Source organism: Streptomyces sp. NPDC088745, from assembly GCF_044751045.1.
Lineage (GTDB): Bacteria > Actinomycetota > Actinomycetes > Streptomycetales > Streptomycetaceae > Streptomyces > Streptomyces cremeus.
Genome location: NZ_JBIVLB010000001.1, coordinates 281,180 through 305,493, shown reverse-complemented (window position 1 = coordinate 305,493; position 24,314 = coordinate 281,180). Strand labels below are relative to the sequence as shown.

General features: G+C 74.4%; 24 protein-coding genes. 8 read left to right on the top strand and 16 right to left on the bottom strand.

Annotation, left to right across the window (positions count from 1 at the left end; all coding sequences use genetic code 11):
• Positions 1 to 14: 14 nt before the first annotated feature.
• From ACIP93_RS01295 to ACIP93_RS01265, 7 genes are all read right to left on the bottom strand, one after another.
• A complete protein-coding gene (locus ACIP93_RS01295) occupies positions 15 to 635 on the bottom strand; it encodes a flavin reductase family protein (RefSeq protein WP_345221813.1) in 621 nt (206 codons plus the stop codon).
• Between the two features lie 55 nt (positions 636 to 690).
• Positions 691 to 1,539, bottom strand: a complete 849-nt coding sequence (locus ACIP93_RS01290; RefSeq protein WP_401754387.1) for an enoyl-CoA hydratase/isomerase family protein — start codon at positions 1,537 to 1,539, stop codon at positions 691 to 693.
• A 280-nt stretch (positions 1,540 to 1,819) separates the two neighbouring features.
• Entirely contained in the window at positions 1,820 to 4,123 is a 2,304-nt protein-coding gene (locus ACIP93_RS01285; RefSeq protein WP_401754384.1) for an acetate--CoA ligase family protein, read from the bottom strand.
• 303 nt (positions 4,124 to 4,426) lie between these two features.
• On the bottom strand, positions 4,427 to 5,089 hold the full coding sequence (locus ACIP93_RS01280) for a DinB family protein (protein WP_401754381.1): 663 nt from the start codon (positions 5,087 to 5,089) through the stop codon (positions 4,427 to 4,429).
• A 152-nt stretch (positions 5,090 to 5,241) separates the two neighbouring features.
• Entirely contained in the window at positions 5,242 to 6,063 is an 822-nt protein-coding gene (locus ACIP93_RS01275) for an NAD(P)H-binding protein (RefSeq protein WP_401754378.1), read from the bottom strand.
• A gap of 148 nt (positions 6,064 to 6,211) precedes the next feature.
• Positions 6,212 to 7,405, bottom strand: coding sequence for a flavin-containing monooxygenase (locus tag ACIP93_RS01270; protein ID WP_401754375.1), 1,194 nt, complete (start codon positions 7,403 to 7,405; stop codon positions 6,212 to 6,214).
• Between the two features lie 343 nt (positions 7,406 to 7,748).
• Positions 7,749 to 8,360, bottom strand: coding sequence for a dihydrofolate reductase family protein (locus ACIP93_RS01265; RefSeq protein WP_401754372.1), 612 nt, complete (start codon positions 8,358 to 8,360; stop codon positions 7,749 to 7,751).
• 174 nt (positions 8,361 to 8,534) lie between these two features.
• Here ACIP93_RS01265 and ACIP93_RS01260 point away from each other — a divergent pair, with 174 nt between their 5' ends.
• Positions 8,535 to 8,984 carry a DoxX family protein gene (locus ACIP93_RS01260; protein WP_345221829.1) on the top strand — a complete coding sequence of 150 codons (450 nt, stop codon included), beginning with the start codon at positions 8,535 to 8,537 and terminating at the stop codon, positions 8,982 to 8,984.
• The gene (locus tag ACIP93_RS01255) at positions 8,984 to 9,424 is read left to right on the top strand and encodes a Zn-ribbon domain-containing OB-fold protein (RefSeq protein WP_401754369.1); all 441 of its coding nucleotides are present in this window, start codon (positions 8,984 to 8,986) and stop codon (positions 9,422 to 9,424) included. The genes ACIP93_RS01260 and ACIP93_RS01255 overlap by 1 nt, the downstream gene beginning before the upstream one ends.
• Before the next feature lie 14 nt (positions 9,425 to 9,438).
• Here ACIP93_RS01255 and ACIP93_RS01250 read toward each other — a convergent pair whose 3' ends face one another.
• Positions 9,439 to 10,116: a pyridoxal 5'-phosphate synthase gene (locus tag ACIP93_RS01250; protein ID WP_401754366.1), complete on the bottom strand. Its 678-nt coding sequence runs from the start codon at positions 10,114 to 10,116 to the stop codon at positions 9,439 to 9,441.
• A 116-nt stretch (positions 10,117 to 10,232) separates the two neighbouring features.
• On the bottom strand, positions 10,233 to 11,423 hold the full coding sequence (locus ACIP93_RS01245; RefSeq protein ID WP_401754363.1) for a thiolase C-terminal domain-containing protein: 1,191 nt from the start codon (positions 11,421 to 11,423) through the stop codon (positions 10,233 to 10,235).
• Positions 11,424 to 11,553: 130 nt separating this feature from the next.
• Between ACIP93_RS01245 and ACIP93_RS01240 the strand changes: the two genes are divergently transcribed.
• Together ACIP93_RS01240 and ACIP93_RS01235 are read left to right on the top strand one after the other, a co-directional pair.
• Positions 11,554 to 12,663 (top strand): acyl-CoA dehydrogenase, encoded by a 1,110-nt coding sequence (locus ACIP93_RS01240; protein ID WP_401754360.1) that lies wholly within the window; start codon positions 11,554 to 11,556, stop codon positions 12,661 to 12,663.
• Positions 12,663 to 13,238: a nitroreductase family deazaflavin-dependent oxidoreductase gene (locus ACIP93_RS01235; RefSeq protein WP_401754357.1), complete on the top strand. Its 576-nt coding sequence runs from the start codon at positions 12,663 to 12,665 to the stop codon at positions 13,236 to 13,238. The genes ACIP93_RS01240 and ACIP93_RS01235 overlap by 1 nt, the downstream gene beginning before the upstream one ends.
• Positions 13,239 to 13,380: 142 nt before the next feature.
• Here ACIP93_RS01235 and ACIP93_RS01230 read toward each other — a convergent pair whose 3' ends face one another.
• Complete coding sequence (locus ACIP93_RS01230) at positions 13,381 to 14,028, bottom strand: TetR family transcriptional regulator (RefSeq protein ID WP_345221842.1); 648 nt, start codon at positions 14,026 to 14,028, stop codon at positions 13,381 to 13,383.
• Positions 14,029 to 14,276: 248 nt separating this feature from the next.
• On the opposite strand from ACIP93_RS01230, the gene ACIP93_RS01225 reads away from it, so the two are divergent.
• Entirely contained in the window at positions 14,277 to 15,092 is an 816-nt protein-coding gene (locus ACIP93_RS01225; RefSeq protein ID WP_401754354.1) for a VOC family protein, read from the top strand.
• A gap of 165 nt (positions 15,093 to 15,257) precedes the next feature.
• Positions 15,258 to 17,627 (top strand): PQQ-binding-like beta-propeller repeat protein, encoded by a 2,370-nt coding sequence (locus ACIP93_RS01220; RefSeq protein ID WP_401754351.1) that lies wholly within the window; start codon positions 15,258 to 15,260, stop codon positions 17,625 to 17,627.
• A 154-nt stretch (positions 17,628 to 17,781) separates the two neighbouring features.
• On the opposite strand, the gene ACIP93_RS01215 is transcribed toward ACIP93_RS01220, so the two are convergent.
• Positions 17,782 to 18,348, bottom strand: a complete 567-nt coding sequence (locus ACIP93_RS01215) for a hypothetical protein (protein WP_345221848.1) — start codon at positions 18,346 to 18,348, stop codon at positions 17,782 to 17,784.
• Positions 18,349 to 18,579: 231 nt separating this feature from the next.
• Between ACIP93_RS01215 and ACIP93_RS01210 the strand changes: the two genes are divergently transcribed.
• Entirely contained in the window at positions 18,580 to 19,191 is a 612-nt protein-coding gene (locus ACIP93_RS01210) for a hypothetical protein (protein WP_345221850.1), read from the top strand.
• 93 nt (positions 19,192 to 19,284) lie between these two features.
• Here the strand turns inward: ACIP93_RS01210 and ACIP93_RS01205 are convergent, their stop codons facing one another.
• From ACIP93_RS01205 to ACIP93_RS01195, 3 genes are read right to left on the bottom strand one after another with little or no spacing between them, the layout of a single operon-like run.
• On the bottom strand, positions 19,285 to 20,058 hold the full coding sequence (locus ACIP93_RS01205) for an enoyl-CoA hydratase/isomerase family protein (RefSeq protein WP_345221852.1): 774 nt from the start codon (positions 20,056 to 20,058) through the stop codon (positions 19,285 to 19,287).
• Positions 20,055 to 20,573 (bottom strand): OB-fold domain-containing protein, encoded by a 519-nt coding sequence (locus ACIP93_RS01200; protein ID WP_345221854.1) that lies wholly within the window; start codon positions 20,571 to 20,573, stop codon positions 20,055 to 20,057. Before ACIP93_RS01200 ends, ACIP93_RS01205 begins: the two co-directional genes overlap by 4 nt.
• 10 nt (positions 20,574 to 20,583) lie before the next feature.
• Positions 20,584 to 21,732 (bottom strand): lipid-transfer protein, encoded by a 1,149-nt coding sequence (locus tag ACIP93_RS01195; protein WP_345221856.1) that lies wholly within the window; start codon positions 21,730 to 21,732, stop codon positions 20,584 to 20,586.
• Between the two features lie 108 nt (positions 21,733 to 21,840).
• On the opposite strand from ACIP93_RS01195, the gene ACIP93_RS01190 reads away from it, so the two are divergent.
• Positions 21,841 to 23,466 carry a FadD3 family acyl-CoA ligase gene (locus ACIP93_RS01190; protein ID WP_401754345.1) on the top strand — a complete coding sequence of 542 codons (1,626 nt, stop codon included), beginning with the start codon at positions 21,841 to 21,843 and terminating at the stop codon, positions 23,464 to 23,466.
• A 21-nt stretch (positions 23,467 to 23,487) separates the two neighbouring features.
• Here the strand turns inward: ACIP93_RS01190 and ACIP93_RS01185 are convergent, their stop codons facing one another.
• Both ACIP93_RS01185 and ACIP93_RS01180 read right to left on the bottom strand, forming a co-directional pair.
• Positions 23,488 to 23,862, bottom strand: a complete 375-nt coding sequence (locus ACIP93_RS01185) for a DUF6247 family protein (protein ID WP_345221861.1) — start codon at positions 23,860 to 23,862, stop codon at positions 23,488 to 23,490.
• A gap of 179 nt (positions 23,863 to 24,041) precedes the next feature.
• Entirely contained in the window at positions 24,042 to 24,185 is a 144-nt protein-coding gene (locus ACIP93_RS01180) for a hypothetical protein (RefSeq protein WP_345221864.1), read from the bottom strand.
• Positions 24,186 to 24,314 lie beyond the last annotated feature (129 nt).

Here is a 24,314-nt window from a genome sequence, read left to right as displayed (position 1 = left end):
GCCGCGCCCGGCCGCTATCCGCTGAAGGTGCCGAACGCGCCCCGGTGGTAGAGCAGCGGGGCGCTCCCCGGGGCGTCCGGGGCGCTCGCGTCCAGCGCTTCGACGCGGCCGACGACGACCAGGTGGTCGCCGCCCGTGTGCACGGTCTGGATCGCGCAGTCGATCCAGGCCGGCGCCCCGGCCAGCCGGGGCGAGCCGGTCACGGGCGCGGCGTCGTACGCCACGCCCGCGAACTTGTCCGTGCCGCTGCGGGCGAAGGCACGGCACAGCTCGCCCTGGTGCGCGCCCAGGACGTTGACGCAGAAGACCCCGGCGCGGGCGATGCGGGGCCAGGTCGTCGACGTACGGGCCACCATGAAGACGACCAGCGGCGGGTCCAGCGACAGCGACGCGAAGGACTGGCAGGCGAATCCGGCGGGAGGACTGCCCGGTGACGTGACAACGGTGACGCCGCTCGCGAAGTTCCCCAGCACGCGACGGAATTCGGCCGGGTCCAGCGGAAGCCGTTCGTCCGGTCCGACGGCGCGCAGACCGGGGCGGGGCAGCGCGTGGACTGCCTGCGGCTCGGCGGCCGTGGCGGCGCCGACGGACCTGAGGTATCGGACGGCGGTGGCCGCCATCCCTGCGTGTCCCATCACCCTTCCATTGAAGCTGACGGGTCGTCAGATGGGAAGGTGTACGGGCCTGCGGTCACAGGCCCCGGTAGCGCGGGGTGCGGCGTTCGACGAAGCTGGCGACGCCCTCGTTGGCGTCGGCGGTGGTCATGTTGATCTCCTGGGCGGCGGCCTCGGCGGCCAGGGCGGCGGTGCGGTCGGAGTCGAGGGACGCGTTCACGAGCTGCTTGGTCAGGGCGATGGCCCGGGTGGGCCCGGCGGCGAGCCGCTCGGCCCAGGCGCGGGCGGTCTTCTCCAGCTCGCCCGCCGGCACGACCCGGTTGACCAGGCCCAGGCGCTCGGCGTCGGCGGCGGGCAGCGCGTCGCCGAAGAACATGAGCTCCTTGGCCCGCTGGGGGCCGATCAGCCGGGGCAGGAGATAGGCGCCGCCGCCGTCCGGGACGAGGCCGCGCCGGACGAACACCTCGATGAATTTTGCCTCTTCGGCCGCCACGACCAGGTCGCAGGCGAGCGCGAGGTGGGCCCCGATGCCCGCCGCGGTGCCGTTCACGGCGGCGATCACCGGTTTCTCGCAGTCGAGCACGGCCGTGATCAGGCGCTGCGCGCCGAGCCGGATCGTCCGGGCGACGTCGCCGGGGACACGGCCGTGCGCGGGGGCGGCCGGGCCGTTGCCCCGCAGGTCCGCACCCGCGCAGAAGCCCTTGCCGGTGGCGGTGACGACGACCGCCCGGACGCCGGGGTCGGCGGATGCCTCGCCGAGCAGGGCGATGACGCGTTCCCGCTGGTCCCGGGTGAGGGCGTTCAGGGCGGCGGGGCGGTTGAGGGTGATCCAGGAGACCGCGTTGTCAGTGGCGTGGAGTACCAATTGGTCTACGGACAGTGACGAACTGTCCGACGGGTCCGAGGACGAGGAGGGGGGCGTCATGGGTGCAGGGCTCCAGTTCGGGGGGCGGGGCATGGCCGGGTGGGTGCGGGACGTGGTTTCCGAGGCGTCGGCGGCGCGGGGCTGGCCGGCGGCGGGTTGCCCGTCGGCGGCTCGCGGTCCGTCGGCGGTGGGCGGCTCGGTGGTGGGGTTCCCTCCGCCGACGGGGGGCCCGCCGCCGGTGGTAAGCCCGTCGACGGCAGCGGGCTCGTCGGTGGCGGGCTGCCGGTCGCCGGCGCGCGGCCCGTCGGCTGCGGGTGACCCGTCGCCGGCACGTCGTCCGTCAGCGGCAGACGGCCAGTGCGTCGAGAGCCACGGCGCCCTGTCCCCGGGGGAGGACCATCAGCGGGTTGATGTCCAGCTCGCTGAGCTCGTCGCCGAGTTCCAGGGCCATCCGCTGGACGCGGAGGATCACCTCGACGAGCGCGTCCACGTCCGCCGGGGGCGCCCCCCGGACCCCGGCCAGCAGGGCGTGCCCCCGCAGTTCGCCGAGCATCGCGCGCGCGTCCGGCTCCCCGAAGGGCGGCACGCGCACGGCGGCGTCCCCGAGGACCTCCACGAGCACGCCGCCGAGGCCGACCGTGACCGTGGGGCCGAAGAGCGCGTCGCGGCCCGCGCCGACGACCATCTCCACGCCCCGCGCGACCATCTGGCAGACCAGGATGCCGTCCAGCGGGACGTTCTCGTACGCGGCGATGTCGGTCAGCTCCCGGTAGGCGTCCCGGACCTGGCTGGCCGAGGTCAGCCCGACCTTCACCAGGCCGAGTTCGGTCTTGTGGGCGAGCTGCGGTCCGGAGGCCTTCATCACGACGGGGTAGCCGACCTGCGCGGCCGAGCGCACCGCCGCCGCCGCGCTGGTCACGAGCTGCTCGCGCGGTACGCGGATGCCGTACGCCCGCAGCAACTGCTTCGCCGCGTGCTCGCTGAGCTGCTGGCCCGGGCGCATCAGTGCCTGCGCCTTGCGGAACGAGGGCGACGGGGTGCGCGGCGCCTCGTCGAAGGGGGAGCGGTAGGAGGCCGTGAAGCGGTGGTGGCCGAGGTAGGCGCGGACGGCGGTGATGCAGTTGCCGAAGGTGCGGAAGGTGGCCAGCCGGGAGGACCCGAGCAGGGTCTCGCGGTAGGCGGCCTCGGTGCCCACCGGCGACCCCCACACCACGCACACCAGCTTGTCCGTCGCCTCGGCGGCGTCCACCAGGTCCTGGGCGAGCCTGTCGCTCATGGGCGGGAAGGGCCCGGTGATCGGGCAGATGAGCACGCCGACCGAGGGGTCGGCGAGAATCGCGTCGATGATCTTCCGGCCGCGCTCGTCGCCGACCGGATGGCCTCCGTTGTCGACGGGGTTGGCGACGTTCAGGTATTCGGGTATCCAGGTGTGCAGCTCCGCCTGCTTGGCGTCGCTCAGCGTCGGCAGGCCGAGCCCCGCCGCCGTCGCCAGGTCCGCGAAGTGCGCGCCCGTTCCGCCCGAGATCGAATACACGACGACGCCGTCGGCCCGGGGCCTGCGGGCGCGCGCCAGCAGGGCGGCGGTGTCCTGGAGCTCGTCGAGCCCGTCCACCCGGATCACGCCGAACTGCCGCATCGCCGCGTCCACCACGTCGTCGGCGCCGGTCAGCTTCCCGGTGTGGGAGGCGGCGGTACGCGCCCCGGTCTCGGTGCGGCCGACCTTGACGGCGACCACGGGCACGCCGGCGCGGGCGGCGCGGTCGGCGGCGAGGAGGAAGGAGCGGCCGTCCTTCAGCCCCTCGATGTAGGCGGCGATCGCGCCGACCTCGGGTCGCGTGGAGAAGTAGGAGATGAAGTCGGCGGTCTCCAGGTCGGCCTCGTTGCCGGTGGGGGCCCAGTGGGAGAGCCGTACCCCGATCTGCTGGAGGGAGAAGACAGGGCGGCCCTGGTGGCCGGACTGGGTGATGAGGGCGATGGCGGGGCCTTCCAGGTCGTCCCGGAACTCCTCGAAGGCGTTGAGGTTGGTGTTGGGACCGAGCAGGCGCAGCCCCGACTCGGTGGCGGCGACGGCGGCGGCCAGGCGGGCCTGGGCGGCGGCCCCGTCCGCACCGGTCTCGGCGAAACCGGAGGCGAAGGCGACGGCGAACCTGACCTTGGCGTCGGCCAGTTGATCAATGAGCGGAAGGGGGTCCCGTACAAGGAGCACAGCGAGATCGACCTGCTCGGGCAGTTCGGCGACGGAGGGCACACAGGGCAGCCCGAACACCGACTCCCGGCTCGGGTGCACGGGGTGCAGGCGGGCCCCCACGCGCCCGGCCCAGGCCAGGAGCTGACGGGTGATGCCGGTGTGGGGCCGGCCCTCGGTGTCGGAGGCGCCGACGACGGCGACGGACTCGGGGCGGAAGAACCGGTCCAGGTCCGGGACCGGGGCGTACAGCGGGCGCCCGCTGACGTCCAGGTCGGCGGCGGTGGCGGCAGCGGCTCCGCAGGCGGCGACGGCGGCGTCGACCGGGGCGGACGCGCCCGGGGCCCTGGTCGCGGCGGCGGTCGTGCCGTGGACGGAGGCGGACCGGGCGTCGTCCCCGCAGGCGACGACGCGGGCGCGGAGGCCGGAGGTGAGGGTGCCGTGTGTTGATCCAAGCATCGCTGAGCCCGCTCCTGCTCGTTGTTCGGAGACCGGAATGGCAGTTCACTGACGCTGTGTCAGATTACTGAATTGACGGTCCGTCAGGAACAGGGCGGGAGAGGTCGGTTCCCTTGGTGGCGCGGAACGAGGAGGGGGGGCGTGCGGACCGATGTGCGGGCGGGGGCGCGGACGGATGCGTGGACGGGGGTGCGGGACGGTGCACGGACGGATGCGCGGGCCGGTGCCTGGCAGTGCGGGGCCGGCGCCGGTCGGCAGCTCTCGGCTGCACGTCCGCGGCGCCGGCCGGGAGCCGGGGCCGGCCTAGGCGCGCTGGCGGGAGGAGGTGCGGGAGACGGTGCGGGAGGAGGTGCGGGACGACGAGGGCCGGGCGAGGCCGTTCGGGGCGGCGGGCCCCGACGGGTGCGGGATGTCGCTCGGCCGGTTTCCGCTCCGGGCGGGAAGCCGGCCGGGCAGGAGGCCGCGCAGCAGCGCGATCTGGCCGACGTGGGCGAGGGAGTCGGTGAGGAGCCCCTGGAGGCGTTTCTGCACGGTGTGGTCGTCGCGCAGGGTGGGGCTGGTCACGACGCGGGCCGGATCACCGGCGGGGGCGTCCGCGAGGTAGCGCTCGGCGCGGTCGTGCACGGCGGCCTGGTAGGCGAGGAGGTCCGCGGCCCCGGGGGCGCGGAAGGCGGCCGCCTGCGCGGGCGAGTGCCCGTGGCCGGTGTCGCGGGCGTCGGCGGGGAGGTGGAAGTGGTCCGCCCAGCCGTCGGTCAGCCAGAGCTGCTCGGCCGCCATGACCTCGGACAGGTCCCGGTCCTGTGCACGGGCCACGTGCCAGACCAGCCAGCCGATGGGGTTGGCGCCGGGGGAGGGGGCCCACAGGAGGGCCGCGTCGTCGAGGCCGTCGACGGACCGGACCAGCTCGGCCCGGAGGCGTCGGAAGAGCCCCAGGGACAAGTCCTGCCACCCAGTTTCAGCGGTCACTTGCGGCCCCTCTCGCGTTGCCGGACAACACCGTGCGGAGATCATGCCCCACGGTCCGGGCGGGCGCACCGGTTGGGACCGGCCTGTTTTTCCCGCCGCCGGACCGGCAACCCGACCGGCGAGCAGACGTGTTGCGGCGGAGGCGGGACCCCTCAGGGGCGGAAGTCCGCCGCGTGCTCCGCGGCCCAGTCCGCGAAGGAGCGGGGCGGCCGGCCCAGCACGTCCTGGACGGCGGTGGTCGTGCGGGCCACGGATTCCGGCACGGTGGCCCACATGCGGAGCATGAACTCGATGCCCTCCTCCGGCCAGCCCTCCGCGCGCCACTGCGCCCGCGCCTCGTCGTCGGTCAGCTCCGTGAAGCGCAGGTCCTGGCCGGTGGCGGCGGCGATGGCCGCCACCTTGTCGGCGGGGGTGAGGGCTTCCGGACCCGTCACGACCAGCCGCTGACCGGCGTGACCGCCGCCGGTCAGGATCGCCGCGGCGACCTCGGCGACATCGCGTTCGTCGACGGACGCGGTGCGGCGCGCGGCGTACGGCTCGCGGACCTCGCCCTCCGCGCGGATCACGTCCGCCCAGCCCAGGGTGTTGGACATGAAGTCGATCGGCCAGACGAAGGTCCACTCCAGGGGGCTCGCCCGCACCGCCTTGCCCCAGGCGCCGTCACCGGCCGCCAGGACCGTCAGCCGCCGCACACCCGCCCCGGCGGCGAGGTCCAGGATCTCCACCCCGGTGGTGAGGGGCGTGTGGTCGTGCCCGGTGGCCCCGAGGAGGTGCAGGGCGGTGACCCCGTCGAGGGCGGCGGCCAGGGTGTCCGGCCGGGTGAGGTCGCCCTCCGCCACCTCGACGCCGTCGGGGAGGCCGGTCGCCCCGGCCGGATCGCGCGTCAGGGCCCGTACCGTACGACCGTCCTCGTGCAGCCGCCCGACCACGAGCCGCCCGAGGTTCCCCGTCGCACCCGTCACCAGAATCGTCATGCCGCTCCTCGTCTCGCACCGGCCGCCGTACGGCGGGCACGCGGTCCGCCGTACGACCGAGGGTAGGTGTCAAGTGGGCCGCCGGGCAGCCCGGTTGGGGAACAGGACCAACAGGCGTCCGTCCCGCGCCGGAGCCGGGGGCCGCGCTTCAACGGCGCTTCGCCGGGCGGGCGAGGGCGCGGGCGATGCGTTCCGCGTCGAGGGCCATTTCGCGGAACATGCCCGAGATGGGGTTCGTGAAGCCCGTGAAGTGCAGGGCCGGCGCCTCGGGGGACGTACGCGCGCCGTGGACGGTGGGGCGGCCGTCGGCGTCCAGTACGCCGAGGTGGCCGACCAGGGGCTCCAGGGCGCGGCGGTAGCCGGTCGCGGCGATGATCGCGTCCGGCGCCAGACGCGTGCCGTCGGCGAGCACCGCGTCCCCCGAGTCCTCGTCGAAGGAGTCGAGCGCGGCGACCGGTTCGACCTGTCCGGCGCGGACCGCGGCGACCAGGCCGACGTCCTGGACGGGTATCGCGCCCTGTTTCACACGGGAGTACAGGCCGTGGGACGGGCGCGGCAGGCCCTGCGCGGAGAGGTCCGGGACGGAGACGCGGCAGACCAGGTCGCCCGCCCTGTCGACCAGCGGCACGGGGAGCCTGCGCACCAGGATGCCCGTGCGCTGGGCGGGCCAGCCCGCGGTGGAGCGGCGCACGATGTACGGCGGCGTGCGCACCGCGAGGCGTACCCGCGAGGCGCCGCCGTCGGCGAGGTCGGCGGCGATCTCGGCACCGGTGTTGCCGACGCCGACGACCAGCACGTCCCGGTCCCGGTAGGGGGCCGGGTTGCGGTAGGCGGAGGCGTGCAGGAGTTCGCCCCGGTACGCGGACGAGTGCGGCCAGTCGGGGAGGTCCGGGGTGTGGTTGTGGCCGGTGGCGACCACCACCGCCGAGCCGGTCAGCTCGCGGCCGCCGCTGGCGTGCAGCAGCCAGGCGGTCTCGCCGGGGGTGCGCTCGGCGCGCTCGATCCGGTGGACCTCGACGCCGGTGACGATCTCCAGCTCGTGGTGCTCGACGTACTTCTCCAGGTACCGGACGACGTCGTCCCGCGACACCCAGCGGCCGAAGGAGCGCGGCATCCGCAGGCCCGGGAGGCTTGAGAGGGCGCGGGTGGTGTGCAGGTGGAGGCGGTCGTAGTGGGCCCGCCAGGAGGCCCCGACCCGGTCGGACCTCTCCAGGACGACGGCCCGTACGCCGCGGGTGCGCAGGGCCGCCGCGGCGGCGAGTCCGCCGGGGCCGCCGCCGATGACGTAGACCGGGCGGTCGTTGGTCGTGGCGATGCCGCGAGTGGGGTCGGTGGGGGGCATGGGGCGTGAGCGTAGTGGCGGGGGCGGGGTCGCCGGGTCTCGGTCACGTGGGGGATCGGGTTGCGAATTGATCACGCGGGGCGCTTCGTCGGGAAAACGGGGGCGACTTGGGCCGCCGCACCCGGCACGGGGTCGCTTCCGCACCCCGCACGGGGCTGTTTCCCGATCCGGCGCGGGGCCGCTTCCGCACCCGGCGCGGGGCTGTTTCCCGATCCGGCACGGGGCCGCTTCCGCACCCGGCACGGGGCTGCTTCCCGATCCGGCGCGGGGCCGCTTCCGCACCCGGCGCGGGCCCGCCTCCCGATCCGGCACGGGGCCGCTTCCGGAAGCGGTCGCGACAGCCTCAGGGACGGTGGTAGCGCAGGGCGACGGCGCCGGTGGCGGGGACGGTGGTGGCGTGGGAGAGCCGCCAGGCCGAGGAGAGGCCGTCGGGCAGCAGGCGGACTCCGTGACCGAGGGTCCTCGGGAGCACGGTCATGCAGAGTTCGTCGACCAGGTCGGCCCTGAGGAGCGCCTTGATGACGCTCGCGCTGTTCAGGACGAGGATGTCGCGGCCCGGCCCGGCCTTGAGGGAGCGCACCTCGGCTTCGAGGTCGCGGCAGACCCGGGCGTTGGTCCACGGCGACTCGTCGAGATCGGACTGCCGCAGGGTCGTGGAGACGACCACCTTGTCGACGACGGCGAGCCAGCTGCCGAGATCACGGGTCCTGGCCGAACTGGCCGGATCGCTGACCAGGCCGGGCCATACGGAGGTGAAGCCCTCCCAGTTGACGCGGCCGACGACCGCCGTGCTCACGCCGCGCCAGATCCCCTCGTACATGATCTCGCTCTGCTCGCTGGTGATGTGCTCCATGGCCCAGCTCATGTCGTCGTCGGGGCCGGTGCCGGTGTATCCGTCCATCGAGACGACGGCGTCGGCGACGACCTTGCGGTGCGGTCCGGTGTGCGCGGGCATGGGGGGTCCTTTCCGTTCTGACGGTCGGCCTTCGTCGAACAGGACTCCTGCCGCCTCCGGAACTCATCGCCGGTACGGGGTGGAGCGAGGGAAGACGGTACCGGCTCTTGCGGAGCGGGCGTCCGTCCGGTGAACTGACGGACCGTCAGGAATGGTCCCGGGGAAGGGGTTCACGTGGAGTCCATCTGGCTCACCGGCGCCGAATGGCTCGCCGTTCTCCGCATCGGTCTCGGCCTCTGGTGGCTGGAGAGCTGGCGGCACAAGGACAAGAAGGGCTGGTTCGAGCGCGGCACCGGCATCGCCTGGGCCGCCGACGTCGCGGGCAAGCACAGGTGGCCCGTCGTGAAGCGGGGGTTCGAGCGGGTCGTCGCCCCTCGCCCCAAGGTGATGGCGTACGTCGTCGTATACGCCGAACTCGCCCTGGGTCTGGGGCTGGTGGCCGGTTTCCTCACTCCGGTCGCGCTCGTCTGCGGGCTCCTGCTCAACCTCCTCTACCTCGTCCTGATGATCCACGACTGGGCCGAACAGGGGCAGAACGCCATGATGGCGCTCATCTCCCTCGTCGCCCTCCTCGCCGTCTCCTGGCAGACCTGGTCCCTCGACCACGCGATCGGACTCCTCTGATGACCACCCGCGCGAGCACACCCGTGCCGTCCCCCGCCGATCCCGGCGTCGACGCCTTCACCCGCCCCTACTGGCAGGCCGCCGCCGAGGGCCGGCTGCTCGTCCGCCGCTGCGCCGCGTGCACCCGCCCGCACCACTACCCGCGCGAGTTCTGCCCGTACTGCTGGAGCGAGGACGTCCAGTGGGAGCGGGCCAGTGGCCGCGCCACCCTCTACACCTGGTCCGTCGTGCACCGCAACGACCTCCCGCCCTTCGGCGAGCGCGTTCCGTACGTCGCCGCCGTCGTCGACCTCGCGGAGGGGCCCCGGATGATGACCGAGGTCGTGGACTGCGCGGAGTCCGCCCTGCGGATCGGGGCCGGCCTGGAGGTCGCCTTCCGGGTGCGGGGGGAGTACGCGGTGCCCGTGTTCCGGATGGCCGGGGAGGGCGGCGGCGGGTAGGGCGGGCGCGTCGCTCAGGGCCACAGCAGGTCGCGCACCCAGCCGTCGTCCGACCTGCGGTACCGCAGCCGTACGTGCTGGCGCCGGGCGTCGCCCTGGAAGAACTCGACCTCCCTGGGGACGAGCGCGTACAGCGTCCAGGTCGGCGCGGACAGGGTGGGGTCCGCCTCGGCGCGCGCCCAGGCCGACTCCGACGCCTCGGTCAACTCCGCGCGGGAGGCGAGGACTTCGCTCATCCGGCCGGTGAGGGCCGCGGCGAGCGCCCCGGTGGAGCGGGCGTGCAGGTCGGCCGTCGCGGCCTCCGGGGTGCCCGAGAGGACCGTCCCCTCGACGCGGACCTGGCGGGCCTGGACCGGCCAGTAGAAGGTGAGGGCGGCGTCCGGGCGGGCGGCCAGCTCACGGCCCTTGCGGCTCGTGCTGTGGGTGCCGAAGTGCCAGCCGTCCTCGTCCGCGTCGTGCAGGGTCAGGACCCGGGCGGAGGGGCGGCCGTCCGCGTCCGCCGTGGCCAGGGTCATGACGTGCGGCTCGGCCTGACCTGCCGCGGCGGCCTCGCGCAGCCAGGCGCGGAAGAGGGGGAGGGGAGCGGCGGGGGCGGCCGCCGGGTCGAGGGCGGGGAGGTCGACGCCGTCCCACACCCGGAGGGAGTGCAGGAGGTCGCGGAAGTCACGGGAGGCGGGGTCGTCGGTGGTCATGGGGCGATTGTGCCGGGTGCGGGGCGGCGGGCGGCGGGCGCGGCTCGGTGGTGTCGGGGGTGCCGGGCGCGGGGGTACGGGGCTGCGGGGTGCGGGCGGGCGCGGTGCCGGGGCGGTCACCGTCCCAGGAGCACCGTGCCCGAAGAGCAGAACCAGCCGCCCGTTCCCGAGGCCAGCGCCACCTCCGGCAGGCGGCCGCCCGCCTTGCGGACCTGGCCGTCCCCCGCCTCGCCCCGCAACTGGCGTACCGCCTCCACCAGCAGGAACAGACCCCGCATCCCCGGGTGGCAGGCCGAGAGCCCGCCGCCGTCCGTGTTGACCGGCAGCGCGCCGTCCCGCAGCAGGCGGCCCTTCTCCACGAACGGCCCGCCCTCCCCCTTCGCGCAGAAGCCCAGGTCCTCCAGCGTCACCAGGGTCATGTAGGTGAAGGCGTCGTAGATCTCCGCCAGGTCCACGTCGGCCGGGGACAGCCCGGCGTCCGCGTACGCCCGCCGGCCGCTCAGCGCCGCCGGGGACACCGTGAAGTCGTCCCACTCCGACATCGTCGTGTGCGAGACCGAGGTGCCCGTGCCCAGCACCCACACCGGCTCCTTCGCCATGTCCGGTACGTGGTCCTCCGCCACCAGCAGCACCGCGCAGCCCCCGTCGCTGCGCAGACAGCAGTGCAGCTTGGTGAAGGGGTCGGCGATCATCGGGCCCGACAGCACCTCGTCCACCGTCAGCGGGTCGCGGAACATCGCGTCCGGGTTCGTCGCCGCGTTCGCCCGCGCCTGCACCGCCACCTCGGCGAGCTGCTCCAGGGTCGTCCCGTACTCGTGCATGTGGCGACGGGCGGCCATCGCGTACTTCGCGACCAGCGTGTGCCCGTACGGCGCCTCGAACTGCAACGGACCCCGGGCGCCGAACGAGAGGTTCGAGGTGCGCCGGCCCGCCTTGATGTCGGCGCGCGCCGTCGAACCGTAGACGAGGAGTACGGCACCGGCGTGACCCGCGGAAATGGCGTCGACGGCGTGTGCGGCCATGACTTCCCACGTCGCGCCGCCCACCGACGTCGAGTCCACCCAGCGCGGGCGCAGGCCCAGGTACTCGGCGACCTCGACCGGCGCGAGCGTGCCGAGTCCGGCCGAGGCGAACCCGTCGATCACCGTGCGGTCCAGGCCCGCGTCCGCGAGCGCCCGGCGGGCCGCCTGGGCGTGCAGCGCGTAGGGGGTGGCGTCGTCCACCCGGCCGCAGTCGGCGAGCGCGACACCGGCGACAGCGACCTTGCGGGTCCCGGCCCGGGGGGTCCTTCGAGGCGTGGGTGACATGGAACTGACGGTACATCAGATCAGCAAGTCCGCATCGGAGCACTCCGATTGGGGCGGCTTCGGCTATGGGCATCCGCGCGACCGCGCTCTAGCATGACGCCCCGTCAGATTCAGGGGAGGAGCACACCGGATGGATGCCGCCTTCACCGCGGAGCAGGACGCGATCCGCCGTACGCTGACCGAACTGCTCGTCACGGGGGGCCCGAGCGGCGAGGGGGTCGGTGGGGAGCGCCTCCGGGAACTCTGGCGGCAGCTCGCCGCGGGGCTGGAGCGGGTGCCGCTCGCCCCGCCGCTGCTCGCGACCGCCGTGCTGGCCGCGCCGCTCGTCGCCGCCCTCGGCTCCGAGGAGCAGCGCGCCGCCCTCCTGCCGGACCTCGCGGCCGGTCGCAGCGGTGCCGCGCTCGCCGTCCCGGCCGGCGCGCTCTCCGTCGCACTCGGGCTGACGGGGGACAACGCGGGGGGCGGCTGGGCCGGAGGCGGCCGTTCCGGTGGCGTGCAGGCGCGGCGGGGCGAGCGGGGGTGGGTGCTGTACGGGCAGGCCGAACAGGTGCTCGACGGGCGCAGTGCCGACCTGCTCCTGGTGGCCGCGCACACCGGGGGCTTCGCCCGGGGGCGGGCACTGCTCTTTCTCGTACGGGCGAAGGACGCGGTCGGGCCGACGCGCGTACGGCGGACGGCGGCGGAGGGGGCGCGCCCGCAGGGCACGCTGCAACTGCGCGACGCGGAGGCGGAGTTGTTGGGCAGCGGGGCGGGGGTCGCGCAGGCGCTCGGCGCGGTCGGGCGCAGCGCCGCCGCCGTTCTCGCGGTGGAGGCGGCCGGGGCCGCCGAACGGCTCCTGGGGCGGACCGCCGCCGGGGACGGCGGGCGGGCCCGGTTCGCCGAGGCGTACGCGGCGGTGCAGGCGGCGCGCTCGGCCGCGTACCGCACCGTCTGGCAGCCGGCTGACGCGGGCGACGCCCCGCTCGCCCTCGCGCAGGGGCTGGAGGCGCTCCGCGCCGCCGCGACGGAGGCCATGCGGGGCGGCGACGGCGGGTCCGGCGAGGCACGGGCGTGCTTCGCGAGGGCGGCGGGCGACGAGCTGCTGTTCGGGCCGGTCGAGCGGCTGCGGGCGTGGGCGGTGGAGACGGCTGGGCTGTTCGGCCGTACCGGCGACGGCCGGGCGACGGAGGCAGGCGGGACGGCCGGGGCTGCCGGAACGACCGGGGCTGCCGGAACGGCCGGGGCGAAGGAGGCCGTGTGATGGCCGCGACCGACGAAGGGGCGTCCGGCGCGGGGCCCGGCAAGCGGTCGGGCAAGCGACTGGGCGAGCGGTCGGGCAAGCGGACCGGCCCGGCGGCGCGCGGGGCCTTCGGCACGAAGCTGGTCCAGAGAGTCTCCGCCACCCGTGCCTTCGCCCGCGTCGCCCCCCTCCTCATCCCCGCCGTGGACCGCGCCGTCCACCGGCTCAGCGGGGGCCGGACGATGCTGAGCACCCGGCTGCTCCCGGGGGTGGTCCTGCACGCCCGCGGTGCCAGGACCGGGCAGCCGCGGCACACCCCGCTGGCCTGCATGCCGGAGCCGGACCGGGGGACCTGGATCCTCGTCGGGTCCAACTTCGGCCGTCCGGGGCACCCCGCCTGGACCGGCAACCTGCTGGCCCATCCGGAGGTGTCCGTGCACTGGCAGGGGCAGGAGGTGCCGGTGCGGGCCCGGCTGCTCGCAGGGGAGGAGCGGGCGGCCGCGTGGCAGGCGGTGCTGCGGTTCTGGCCGCCGTACGCGGCGTACCAGCAGCGGATCGAGCGGGAGATCCGGCTGTTCCGGATCGAGCGGCGCTGAACCCCGCCCGGACCGGCGCGCGGACACGCCGGCCGGCGCGCGCACACGCCGACCCGTCCGCGGATACGCCGATGGCGGACCACATGCGTGGTCCGCCATCGGGTGACAGGACTTGGTGGGGGTTCGTCCGGTGCGGATGGGGCTACTTTGCGGGCTTTTTCCCTGTGATGCCCAGGTGGACCAACTGCGCGAGGTTCGGGCGGAGTTCCGTCTGCTTGACACCCCAGGTCGTGAAGCCCTTCTGGTGCGAGGCCACGGCCGCGAGCATCGCGACGAGCGAGCCGGCCATCGCCGCGGGCGACACGTCCTTGTCGACCTTGCCCTTCGCCTGGAGGTCCTTCACCGTCTCCGTCAGGGAGTTGGTGACGGAGTTCAGGATCTTCATGCGGATCTTGTAGAACCGCTTGTCGCCCTCCGCCGCACCGAGGTCGACGACCCGCAGGATCGCGTCGTTCTTCCGCCAGAAGTCGAGGAACCCGTCCACGAGTTGCTCGGCGGTCTGCGCCCCGGCCCTGCCGACCCACGAGCGCCCGGCGACGAGGTCGGTCAGTCCCGCACCCTCCTTCGCCATCTCCTCCGCGATCTCGAGGACGGCGCCCTCGACGTCGGGGAAGTACTGGTAGAAGGTGGCGGGCGAGGTTCCGGCCTTGCGGGCCACGTCGATGACTTTGACGTCCCGGTAGGGGGACGAGCTGAGCATTTCACTGAGGCAGTCGAGCAGCTTCTGCCGCGTCGCCTGACCGCGTCGACCGGCCACGCGGCCGTCGACGGTGCGTACTTGTCCTGTCATGCCGTCAGCTTACCGAGGGGTGATCGGAGCGCGATTCGGCGAGTGCAAATGGGTTTCCGGCCAGACTTGGCCGGAGTTGACGGGGCGGTAGGGGCGGCCGCCGGGGGGGCACGAGGGGCCGGGGACTTCGAATGGCGGTACCTGGCAGGGCGTCCACAGGTGTCCTCCAATAGTGTTATCAACAGCCTGTGGACAACGTCGGTGGATATCTCCGAGCGGGGATCTCCCCAAGCGGGAAGGATCGGTCCATGACCGCATTCGCTGAAGGTGTGCCCTGCTGGATCGATGTGGCGCTGCCCGACGTCGAGGCGGGCCGGCGCTTCTACGGCGGTTTGTTCGGCTGGACCTTCGACGAGCCCGCGGACAGGGCGTACGGCTCCTACACACAGGCGTACGTCGGCGAGGGCGAGGGCCGCGCGAACGTGGCCGCGCTCGCCGCCAAGACCGACGGCCGCATGCCCACCGCCTGGGGCGTCTACTTCGCCACCCCGGACGCCGCCGCCCTGGTGGCCCGGGCCCGCGCGGCGGGCGGCCAGATCGTCATGGACGCGATGCCCGTCGGCCCGTACGGCACGATGGCGCAGATCGCCGACCCCGGCGGCGCGGTCTTCGGCGTCTGGCAGGGCGGCAGCCACCCCGGTTTCGAGCGGGCGGCGGCGCCCGGCGCCTTCTGCTGGACCGAGGCCTATGTCCGCGAGGCCGACGTGGAGCGCGTCGACGCCTTCTACGAGGAGGTCTTCGGCTTCGGCGCACGGGACCTGCCCGAGCTGACGGACGAAGCGGCCGGTGTGCCCTTCCGCACCTGGTCGCCCGCCGGGACCGAGCCGGGCGACGACACCGCCGTCGGCGGACGGGCCGTCATCACGGACGCGCTGCCCGCGGAGCTGCCGGCCCACTTCCTCTCGTACTTCATGGTTGAGGACTGCGACGAGACCGCGGCGGCGGCCACCCGGCTCGGCGGCCGGGTCACCCAGCCCCCCAGCGACGTTCCGTACGGACGGATGGCGGTCCTGGCCGACAATCAGGGAGCGGTCTTCGCGGTGCTGGCCGAACCCGAGGAGTGACGGGGCGGTCGTTCCGCCTCCGCTTGCGACCGGAATCCCCACCAGATGTGTACGAAATGGGGGGAAACATTCCATTCCGGCCCCGGGTTAGCCACGGCCGCCTCCGGCAGGAAGAATGCCCCCGGGGCTGTGTTTCGCGGCCTGGTACGGGGAGGTGGCAGGCAAGTGGAGCAGCTGACGCAGCACGACCCGCGGCGGATCGGCCCGTTCGAGGTCCTCGGACGGCTCGGGGCCGGCGGGATGGGGCTCGTCTATCTGGCGCGTTCCGCGTCGGGTCGCCGGGTGGCGATCAAGACCGTGCGGACGGAACTCGCCGAGGACCAGTTGTTCCGGGTCCGCTTCACGCGTGAGGTCGAGGCGGCGCGCGCCGTGTCCGGCTTCTACACGGCGGCCGTGGTCGACGCCGACCCCCGGGCGGCCGTCCCGTGGCTGGCGACGGCGTACGTCCCCGCGCCCTCGCTCGAGGAAATAGTGAACGAGTGCGGGCCCATGCCCGCGAACGCGGTGCGCTGGCTGGCCGCCGGCATCGCCGAGGCCCTCCAGTCCATCCACGGCGCGGGCCTGGTCCACCGCGACCTGAAGCCGTCCAACGTCCTGGTCGTCGAGGACGGGCCGCGGGTCATCGACTTCGGCATCGCGTCCGGTGTCTCCAACACCCGGCTGACCATGACCAACGTCGCCGTCGGCACCCCCGCGTACATGTCGCCCGAACAGGCCCGCGACTCCCGCGGCGTCACCGGGGCCAGCGACATCTTCTCGCTCGGCTCGACCCTGGTCTTCGCGGCGACCGGGCACGCCCCCTTCCACGGGGCGAACCCCGTCGAGACCGTGTTCATGCTGCTGCGCGAGGGCCCCGACCTGGAAGGGCTCCCGGACGAACTGCGTCCGCTGATCGAGTCCTGCATGGGCATGGAGGCCGCCCTGCGGCCCAGCCCCGCCGACCTCCAGGCCCAGCTCGCCCCGCACCTCTTCTCCTCCGGCGGCGACGACTCCGGCACCGCGTCGGCGTGGCTGCCCCAGCGGGCCACCGCGATGATCGAGCAGCGCCGCGGCGGCGGCCGCGTCACCCCGGCCGCCCCCGTCGTGCCGGCGCCGCAGCGGCCCGCGCCGCCGCCGCTCCCGCCGGGCCCGCCCCCGTACACGCCGCACCCGCGCGACCCGTACCCCGACCCGCGCACCGGGCAGGCCCCGCCGCCCTCCCGCGTCGACGGGCCGGTCCGGCTCGCCGGGGCGAAGGTGCCGATCGGGCCGGGGCCCCGGGTGGCCGACGGGCGCGGGGCGGCCACCGCCGCCGTGGCCGAGTCCGCCACCGGCTGGGTGCGTGCGCCCGGCGGGGCCGCCGTGAACGGGGCGCCGCCCGCGCCCGCCGCCGTGCCCCCGCAGCCGCCCGAGGGGCCGTCGCCCAGCGGGTGGCGGCCGTGGCGCTTCCGCATGTCGAACGACGTATGGGGGACCCCGGCGGTCGCGGGCGACCTGGTGTACGTCACGTCCTTCGAGGTGCACGCGCTGGACGTCGCGTCCGGCCGCCGCCAGTTCAAGACGCGGGACGTCGCCTGGGCGATGGCCGTCTCCGGCGGCCGCATCCACGCCTCCGACGGGCCGACGCTGTACGCGCTGGACGCGGCGGACGGGGCGGAGCGCTGGCGGCTCCAGAGCGACGCCTGGGTGTACTCGCTGAAGGCCGCGCGGGGCACCGTCGTGACCGGGACGCGGGGCGGCGGCGTGCAGGCCTGGGAGGCCTCCAACGGGCAGAAGCTGTGGGAGATCACCGGGGCGCAGACCGACTTCGAGACCCCGGAGGCGGGGCCCGACGTGCACGGCGACACCGTGTTCGTGTGGCAGGACGCCCGGCTGCGCGCCCTCGACTCCCGTTCCGGCGTGGAGCGTTGGACGTACCCGGTCGGCGACGCGGCCTCCTGCGGGAACGTGCCGGTGCGCGTCACCTCGGCGGAGGACGGTTACGTGTACGTCTCCGCCGGGACCCGGGTGCTGGCCATCGCCCAGGACTCCGGGCACGTCCGCTGGCACTTCGAGGCGCCGGCGGTCTTCCTCTCCCCGCCCGCCTTCGCGCCGGGCCCGGCGGTCACCGGCGGCGGCGTCTACCTCGCCGACTACCTCGGCACGGTGTACGCGCTGGACGCGTCGACCGGCAAGGACCGGTGGCGGATCGCGACCGAGTCCCGCCAGTCCACGGAACCGGTGCTGGTGGCCTCCGGCCACGTGCACGTGGGCAGCGGCAGCGCGCTCTACACGCTGGACGCGGTCACCGGCACGCCCAAGTGGCGCTTCGCGGCCGGCGGCGAGTTGGTCGGGGCGCCGGTGGTGGCCGACGGGCGGGTCCACTTCGGGTCGGCGGACCACTGCCTCTACACGGTGGACGCGGTCGGCGGCCAGCTCCGTTGGAAGCTCAAGACGGGCGGCGAGATCACCGGCTCACCGGTGGCGGAGGCCGGAATCGTCTACGCCTGCAGCAAGGACCGCTGCGTGTACGCGCTGGACGCGGTCAAGGGCACGGCGACGGGCCGCGCCCGCTGAGGGACTCCGGGGGCGGGCCGGCGGCTGCTCGCTGCTCCGCCGCGCGGAACCGCCCCGGCCCCGCGCCCGCGCGGAACTGCCCCGGCCCCGCGCCCGCGCGGGAAGCGCCCGCCGCGCCGCCCGCCGCGCGGCTGCGCCGCGGCCGTCCGTGCGGTCACCCCCGGCCCTGACGGAGCTCGTCCGCCGTCGGCGCCGGCCGGGTGTACGTCGCCCCCTGGTCCGGCGCGTCCACGGGGTCCGCGCCCCGCCACCCGCGGCGCGCCCGAGGGCGCCCGGGCAGGAGCGGACGTGCCCGCCGGCGTCCGTTCATCACCGCGGCGGCCAGCAGCATCAGCACCCCGCCCCCCACCGCGCTCGCCACTCCCATCCCCAGCCCCGTCCCGTCCGCGTTCACCGCGATGCCGCCCGCCGCCTGCCCCTGCCGCACCAGCCACAGCACGGTGCAGCCCAGCGTGATCAGCCCCGCCAGCACCAGCAGCGGGCGGGACCGCAGCGGACGCGTCCACAGGAACACCGCGACCAGCACGAGCAGCGCCGCGAAAAGGAACGGCAGCAGCAGGGAACCGATCGGCTCAGCCGAGACGTCTGTGATCCCGTTGAAGAGGTCTTCGACGCGGTAGTCACGGCCGCGCCGACCGTCGTTCCAGGCCCGGAAAGGGCTCCACACGGCGGCCGTCGCACCGGCGACAGCGAGTACCGCGCCGAGGGCGTTCCTGACCATCTCGGGCTCCTCGGGGTCGAGAGGTGTCGAGCGATGTCGGGGTTCTGTGAGGGTTCGCGGAGCTTTGACGCTACGCCCGAGGACCGGCACCCGCCACGCGACGAGCGCTGTTAGGGTGTCATGCACTCGCCCTTATGTTTTCTTTACATCGGGGTGGCTCCTGCCAGTGCCACCCGGGGCGTGAACGCCCATTTCGTCCCATCTCGCTTCACATCAACGGGGGTTGGAAGCATGAAGCTCCGCCATGTCCGCGCAGTGGCCGTTTTCGGCATCGCCGTCGTCGCACTCACCGGAGCCCGGGGCTCCCACGGCGGGAGCTGCAGCGGCGGTTCGAGCGGTTCCAGCAGCTCCAGCAGTTCCAGCAGCGGGGGCAGCGACTCCAGCAGCAGCTCCAGCTCATCGAGCGGCGACTACCAGGCCTCCACGGGCGGCTACGACGGCAGCAGCTCCAGCTCCTCCAGCGGCGGCTCCAGCTCCTCCACCACGGGCGGCTCGGACAGCTCCAGCTCCTCCGGCTCGGGCGGCTCCGTGCCCGGTGTGAGCGGCGGCGGCAACGCGGCCAACCGCGACCTGCGCATCGCGGACTGCAAGTACGACCCGTCGCGCGGCATGCTCGCCACCATCACCGCCACGAACAGCAGCTCGTCGAGCACCTACAACTACAGCTTCACGGTGCGCTTCACGAACAACGGCTCCACCATCGGCTCCCGCTCCACCAGCATCATCGCCGTCGCCCCGGGCCAGTCCCGCTCCGTCGACGTCTCCACGGTGTACGTGAAGCGCTCGACCGAGACGCTCTCGGGCCGCTGCGAGGTCAAGTACGCCACCCGCACCAGCTCCTGAGTCCCACCTGCTCCTGGGCCCCGCCGGCTCCTGGGCCCCGCCCGTGTCCCGAGGGGCCCGGCCGTCCGCACGGCCGGGCCCCCGGCGGGCCCCTCAACGGATCCGGAACCCCGTGCCCCGCCGCGCGAACAGCTCCGCCTGCCGCCGCGGCGGCAGGCTGCCGAGGGCGATCAGGTGCGGCGCCTGCGCGTACGCCGGCGCCAACGCCGCCTCCTTGGCCGCCCACACCGCGCGGACCGTCCCCTGCACGGCCTCCGTCGGATGCCCCGCGATCACCTCGGCCGACCGCAGCGCCGCCGTCAACTCCTCGCCGTCCGCCGTCAGTTCGGAGACGAGTCCCACCTCGTACGCGCGCCGCGCCGACATCCGTTCCGCCGTGCCCATCAGGGCCGTCCGGGCCACTTCGCCGTACGGCATCCGCTGGGTGAGCAGCGCCGTCTCGTACGCGCTGACCATGCCGTACGTCGTGTGCGGGTCGAAGAAGGTCGCGCCCTCGCCCGCCACCACGAACTCCGACTCGCCCAGCAGGTAGAACGCCCCGCCGCAGGCCATCCCGCGCACCGCCGCGACCACCGGCTTCCAGAGGTCGTTGGCCTTGGGGCCGATGGTGAGGAGGGGGTCGTCCACCGAATACGGGGAGGAGGGCTGCGGCACGACGGCCGTGCGGTCGAAGCCGGTGCAGAAGGCCCTGGGGCCCGCCCCGGTCAGGACGGCCGCCCGTACGGTGTCGTCGTGACGGAACTCCCGCCAGACGGCTGCGAGTTCGGCGGCGGTGGCCAGGTCGACGGCGTTCAGCTTCGCCTCGCGGTCCAGGGTGACGACGGCGACCCCGGTGTCCTTGTCGCGTGCCACCCGTACCGTCGTCACGGCCGCTCCAGCAGCCAGCGCGGGACCGCCGTGCCGTCCGGCAGCCTCCCGAAGGCCACCCGCACCCGGGCCCCAATCCGCAGCCGCCCCGGATCGACCGAGTCGAGCGCCGCGTCGGGGGAGGCGACGACATTGCCGACGAGCCGGATGCGGGGGGCGTCCGCCAGCTCCACGAGCACCGCGTTGTACGGGGCCCGCGCCGCGTACGCGGGAAGCAGGGGCGGGTGCGGGACGACGTACGACCAGATCGTGCCCCGGCCGCTCATCGGCCGCCACGCGGAGGCGAAGGAGTGGCAGTGCGGGCAGCACGGGCGGGGCGGAAAGCGGAGCTCGCCGCAGTCGGAGCAGCCCTGGACGCGGAGCTCGCCGCGGGCGGCGTACTCCCAGAAGGGCGCGCCGTCGGCGTCGGCGACGGGCGACAGGAGGCCCTCGGCGGCGGGGGAGCGGGAGCCGGTAGGGGGGCGGGAGCCGGTGGAGGGGCGGGGGTCGGCGGGGGAGCGCGGGTCGTCGCTCATGGTGGTGTGCTCAGCTCCTCAGCAGCAGTGCGGACGTCGGTACGCCCTCGCCCGCCGTGACCAGGCAGGTGGCGGCGTTCGGGACCTGGGCGGTGGAGGTGCCGCGGAGCTGCTTCACGCCCTCGGTGATGAGGTTGAAGCCGTGGACGTAGGCCTCGGAGAGCCCGCCGCCGCCGGTGTTGACCGGCAGCCGACCCCCGATCTCCAGCGCCCCGCCCTCGGTGAAGGCGGCCCCCTCGCCGCGCCCGCAGAAGCCGTAGCCCTCCAGCGAGAGCGGGATGAGCGGCGTGAACGCGTCGTAGATCTGCGCCACGTCCACGTCCTGCGGCCCGAAGTCGGCCTGCTTCCACAGGTGCCGGGCGGCGGTCCAGGCGGGCCCGGTCAGCGGGTCGTCGTTCCAGTAGTTGACCATGCCGTGGTGCTGGGCGGGCAGCCCCTGGGCGGCGGAGTGGACGTACACGGGCTTCCGGCGGCAGTCGCGGGCCCGTTCGGCGCCGACGATCACGCACGCCAACGCCCCGTCCGTCTCCAGGCAGTTGTCGAAGAGGCACAGCGGCTCGCTGATCCAGCGGGCGTTCATGTACATGTCCCGGGTGAGGGGGCGTTCGTACATCATCGCCGCCGGGTTCTGGTTCGCCCGGTTGCGGCAGGCGAGGGCGACGTTGAAGAAGTGGTCGCGGGTGGCCCCGTACTCGTGGCAGTAGCGGCGGGCCAGCATGCCGATCTCGTCGGCGGGCCGCAGCAGGCCGAAGGGGCGGGTCCACTGGGCGGGGGTGGGGAGCTGGACGGTGGTGTTCTTCCACGGGCGGGGCCCGCTGCCCCGCTTCCGGGACCGCCAGGCCACCCCCACGCTCGCCTGCCCCGTCGCGATCGCGGCCGCGAGGTGCCCGACGGTCGCGCAGGAGCCGCCGCCGCCGAAGCCCACCTTGGAGAAGAAGGTCAGGTCCCCGGTCCCGACGGCCTTCGCGACCTCGACCTCGTCCGTCTCCTCCATCGTGTACGAGGCGAACCCGTCGACCTCGGCGGGGTCGATCCCCGCGTCGTGGAGCGCGGCGAGAATGGCGCGGCAGGCCAACTCCTTCTCGCTCTGCGGGAGTTGTTTGGCGAACTCGGTCTGCCCGATGCCGACTATCGCCGTCGCGTCCTTGAGTCCCGGCATGCTCCACAGCCTCTCCGCGCTCGTCCCGGCCGTCGACCGACTGCTGACAGCGCGTCAGGCTACAGCTAATCTGACGGTTAGTCAGCTAGTGGTGTGGGAGGGCTCGCGATGCAGTTCGACGCACAGGACCACGTGACCGGCGCCCCGGGACGCGCCCGGTGGGCCACCGTCCCCGAACTCGTCCGGCACGCCGCCGAGCGGTACGGCGCGCGGGAGGCCGTCGTCGAGGGCCGCACCCGCGTCACGTACGCCGGACTGGGGGAGCGCGTCGAGCGCGCCGCCGCCGCCTGTCTCGCCCGGGGCGTGCGGCGCGGCGACCGGGTGGCGGTCTGGGCCCCGAACACCCTCGACTGGATCGTCTCCGCCCTCGGCGCGGTCACGGCGGGCGCGGTCCTCGTCCCCCTCAACACCCGGTTCAAGGGCGCCGAGGCGGCCCAGGTCCTCGCCCGGTCCCGCGCCAGGCTGCTGTTCGTCACGGGCACCTTCCTCGGCACCTCCTACGTCGCCTCCCTGCGGCGCGCGACGTCCGAGGGCCCCGGCGACGGCCCCCTGCCCGGCCTCCCGCACCTGGCCGACGTGGTCGTCCTGTCCGACGACGCCGCCCCCGCCACCTTCCTGACCTGGAAGGACTTCCTCGCGGCGGGGGAAGAGGTGAGCGGGGAGACGGTACGGGCGCGGGCGGCGGAGATCCAGGACCGCGACCCCTCCGACATCGTCTACACCTCCGGCACCACCGGCCGCCCCAAGGGCGCGGTCATCACCCACGCCCAGACCCTGCGCGCCTACGACATCTGGGCCGACCTCGCGGGCCTGCGCGAAGGCGACCGGTACCTGATCGTCAACCCCTTCTTCCACACCTTCGGCTACAAGGCCGGCATCATCGCCTGCCTCACCCGCGGCGCCACGATGGTCCCGCAGCCCGTCTTCAACGTGGACACCGTCCTCGCCAACATCGCCGCCGAACGCATCTCCGTCCTGCCCGGCCCCCCGACCCTCCACCAGTCCCTCCTGGACCACCCGGCCCGCGGCGCCCACGACCTCACCGCCCTGCGGCTGGTGGTGACGGGAGCAGCCGTCGTGCCCCTCCGGCTCGTCGAACGCCTCCGCTCCGAGCTGCACATCGCGACCGTCCTCACCGCCTACGGCCTCTCGGAGGCGTCCGGCATCGTCTCGATGTGCCGGCGGGACGACGCCCCGGACACCGTCGCCGCCACCTCGGGACGGGCGATACCGGGCACGGAGGTACGGGTGGACGCGGCGCCCGGCGCCCCGGGGGAGGTCCTGGTCCGGGGCTTCCACGTGATGCGCGGCTACTTCGAGGACCCCGACGCCACGGCCGCCGCCCTCACCCCGGACGGCTGGCTGCGCACCGGAGACGTGGGCGTGCTGGACGCGGCGGGCAACCTCCGGATCACCGACCGGATCAAGGACATGTTCATCGTCGGCGGCTTCAACGCCTACCCCGCCGAGATCGAACGGGTGCTCGGCCTGCATCCGGGGATCGCCGACGTCGCCGTCGTCGGCGTCCCGGACCCGCGGCTGGGCGAGGTCGGCAGGGCGTACGTGGTCCGCCGCCCGCGCACCTCCCTGACGGGCGACGACGTGATCGCCTGGGCCCGCCGCGAAATGGCCAACTACAAGGTCCCCAGAGAGGTCGAGTTCGTGCCGGAACTGCCCAGGAACGCGAGCGGGAAGGTGCTGAAGGGGGAGCTGCGGGGACGCGCGGGACGCTGACCCGCGGGCCGGGCCGCGCCCTCAGTCCTGTGCCAGCGCCCGGCGCGCCTCGCCCTGCACCGCCCCGATCTCCTCCATCGCCGCACGCCACTGCGGTGAGCCGGGGGCCGCCGTCCGGGCGGTGTACTCCGCCGTGCGCAGGCGCTCGGCCGTCGCCGGGACGCGGGCGATCTCCGTCGCCACCGACCAGCTCTCCAGGAACGCCGTGAGCGGAGCCAGCGAACCCGTGCGGGCGGCCAGCGAGAGGGCCTCCTCCATCTGCCGCTCCATCTCCGGGAGCTGCGCGGGGGTCAGCCGGGCCACCGCCGCGCGCAGCGAGGCCGTGGTGCGGTCCGGGCGGGGGAGGAGGGCCTCCGTGCGGTCCGGGTGGGACGAGGGGTTGCGCTGGGCGGTCATTCCGGTCCTTCCGAGGAGGTCTCGTACGGGAGGAGGGCGAAATGGGGGGTATGGGTTGCCTCCGCCTGAATACCCGTTCGACCTGCGGATACGACGCGTGGGGCAACCGGCCCCGAACGGCGTGCGGCCGCGGCGGCTCCCCCTCCGCGCCGCCGCGGCCGATCCCCGTGCAGGAAGGTCTACTTCGCGGGCTCGCCGTTGGCGTGCACGTCCTCCGTGCCGGCGCCGCCGTTGGCGTGCACGTCCTTGGGGGCGATCTGCTCGCCGTTGGCGTGCACGTCCGTGGGCCGGAGGTCCTGGTCGGTCTTCTTCTGCTCGCCCATACTGATCAACTCCTGAAGTCTCGTTCTGCGGCAGGGGCCGAGGAGCCCGCCCCACTGTTCCCCCGTGCGACAGTCGGGCGGGCGTTCGGCGGGCGCGCCCCGGACGGGGCCGCCGATGTCGGTTCCGCC

Bases quoted from the DNA above. Each gene is read 5' to 3' on its own strand.
- ACIP93_RS01250 (WP_401754366.1), bottom strand. From the start codon at position 10,116: ATGACCACCGACGACCCCGCCTCCCGTGACTTCCGCGACCTCCTGCAC.
- ACIP93_RS01265 (WP_401754372.1), bottom strand. From the start codon at position 8,360: ATGCCCGCGCACACCGGACCGCACCGCAAGGTCGTCGCCGACGCCGTC.
- ACIP93_RS01190 (WP_401754345.1), top strand. From the start codon at position 21,841: ATGCAGTTCGACGCACAGGACCACGTGACCGGCGCCCCGGGACGCGCC.
- ACIP93_RS01200 (WP_345221854.1), bottom strand. From the start codon at position 20,573: ATGAGCGACGACCCGCGCTCCCCCGCCGACCCCCGCCCCTCCACCGGC.
- ACIP93_RS01270 (WP_401754375.1), bottom strand. From the start codon at position 7,405: ATGCCCCCCACCGACCCCACTCGCGGCATCGCCACGACCAACGACCGC.
- ACIP93_RS01185 (WP_345221861.1), bottom strand. From the start codon at position 23,862: ATGACCGCCCAGCGCAACCCCTCGTCCCACCCGGACCGCACGGAGGCC.
- ACIP93_RS01180 (WP_345221864.1), bottom strand. From the start codon at position 24,185: ATGGGCGAGCAGAAGAAGACCGACCAGGACCTCCGGCCCACGGACGTG.
- ACIP93_RS01290 (WP_401754387.1), bottom strand. From the start codon at position 1,539: ATGACGCCCCCCTCCTCGTCCTCGGACCCGTCGGACAGTTCGTCACTG.
- ACIP93_RS01295 (WP_345221813.1), bottom strand. From the start codon at position 635: ATGGGACACGCAGGGATGGCGGCCACCGCCGTCCGATACCTCAGGTCC.
- ACIP93_RS01275 (WP_401754378.1), bottom strand. From the start codon at position 6,063: ATGACGATTCTGGTGACGGGTGCGACGGGGAACCTCGGGCGGCTCGTG.
- ACIP93_RS01285 (WP_401754384.1), bottom strand. From the start codon at position 4,123: ATGCTTGGATCAACACACGGCACCCTCACCTCCGGCCTCCGCGCCCGC.
- ACIP93_RS01255 (WP_401754369.1), top strand. From the start codon at position 8,984: ATGACCACCCGCGCGAGCACACCCGTGCCGTCCCCCGCCGATCCCGGC.
- ACIP93_RS01245 (WP_401754363.1), bottom strand. From the start codon at position 11,423: ATGTCACCCACGCCTCGAAGGACCCCCCGGGCCGGGACCCGCAAGGTC.
- ACIP93_RS01230 (WP_345221842.1), bottom strand. From the start codon at position 14,028: ATGACAGGACAAGTACGCACCGTCGACGGCCGCGTGGCCGGTCGACGC.
- ACIP93_RS01195 (WP_345221856.1), bottom strand. From the start codon at position 21,732: ATGCCGGGACTCAAGGACGCGACGGCGATAGTCGGCATCGGGCAGACC.
- ACIP93_RS01240 (WP_401754360.1), top strand. From the start codon at position 11,554: ATGGATGCCGCCTTCACCGCGGAGCAGGACGCGATCCGCCGTACGCTG.
- ACIP93_RS01210 (WP_345221850.1), top strand. From the start codon at position 18,580: ATGAAGCTCCGCCATGTCCGCGCAGTGGCCGTTTTCGGCATCGCCGTC.
- ACIP93_RS01215 (WP_345221848.1), bottom strand. From the start codon at position 18,348: ATGGTCAGGAACGCCCTCGGCGCGGTACTCGCTGTCGCCGGTGCGACG.
- ACIP93_RS01235 (WP_401754357.1), top strand. From the start codon at position 12,663: ATGGCCGCGACCGACGAAGGGGCGTCCGGCGCGGGGCCCGGCAAGCGG.
- ACIP93_RS01225 (WP_401754354.1), top strand. From the start codon at position 14,277: ATGACCGCATTCGCTGAAGGTGTGCCCTGCTGGATCGATGTGGCGCTG.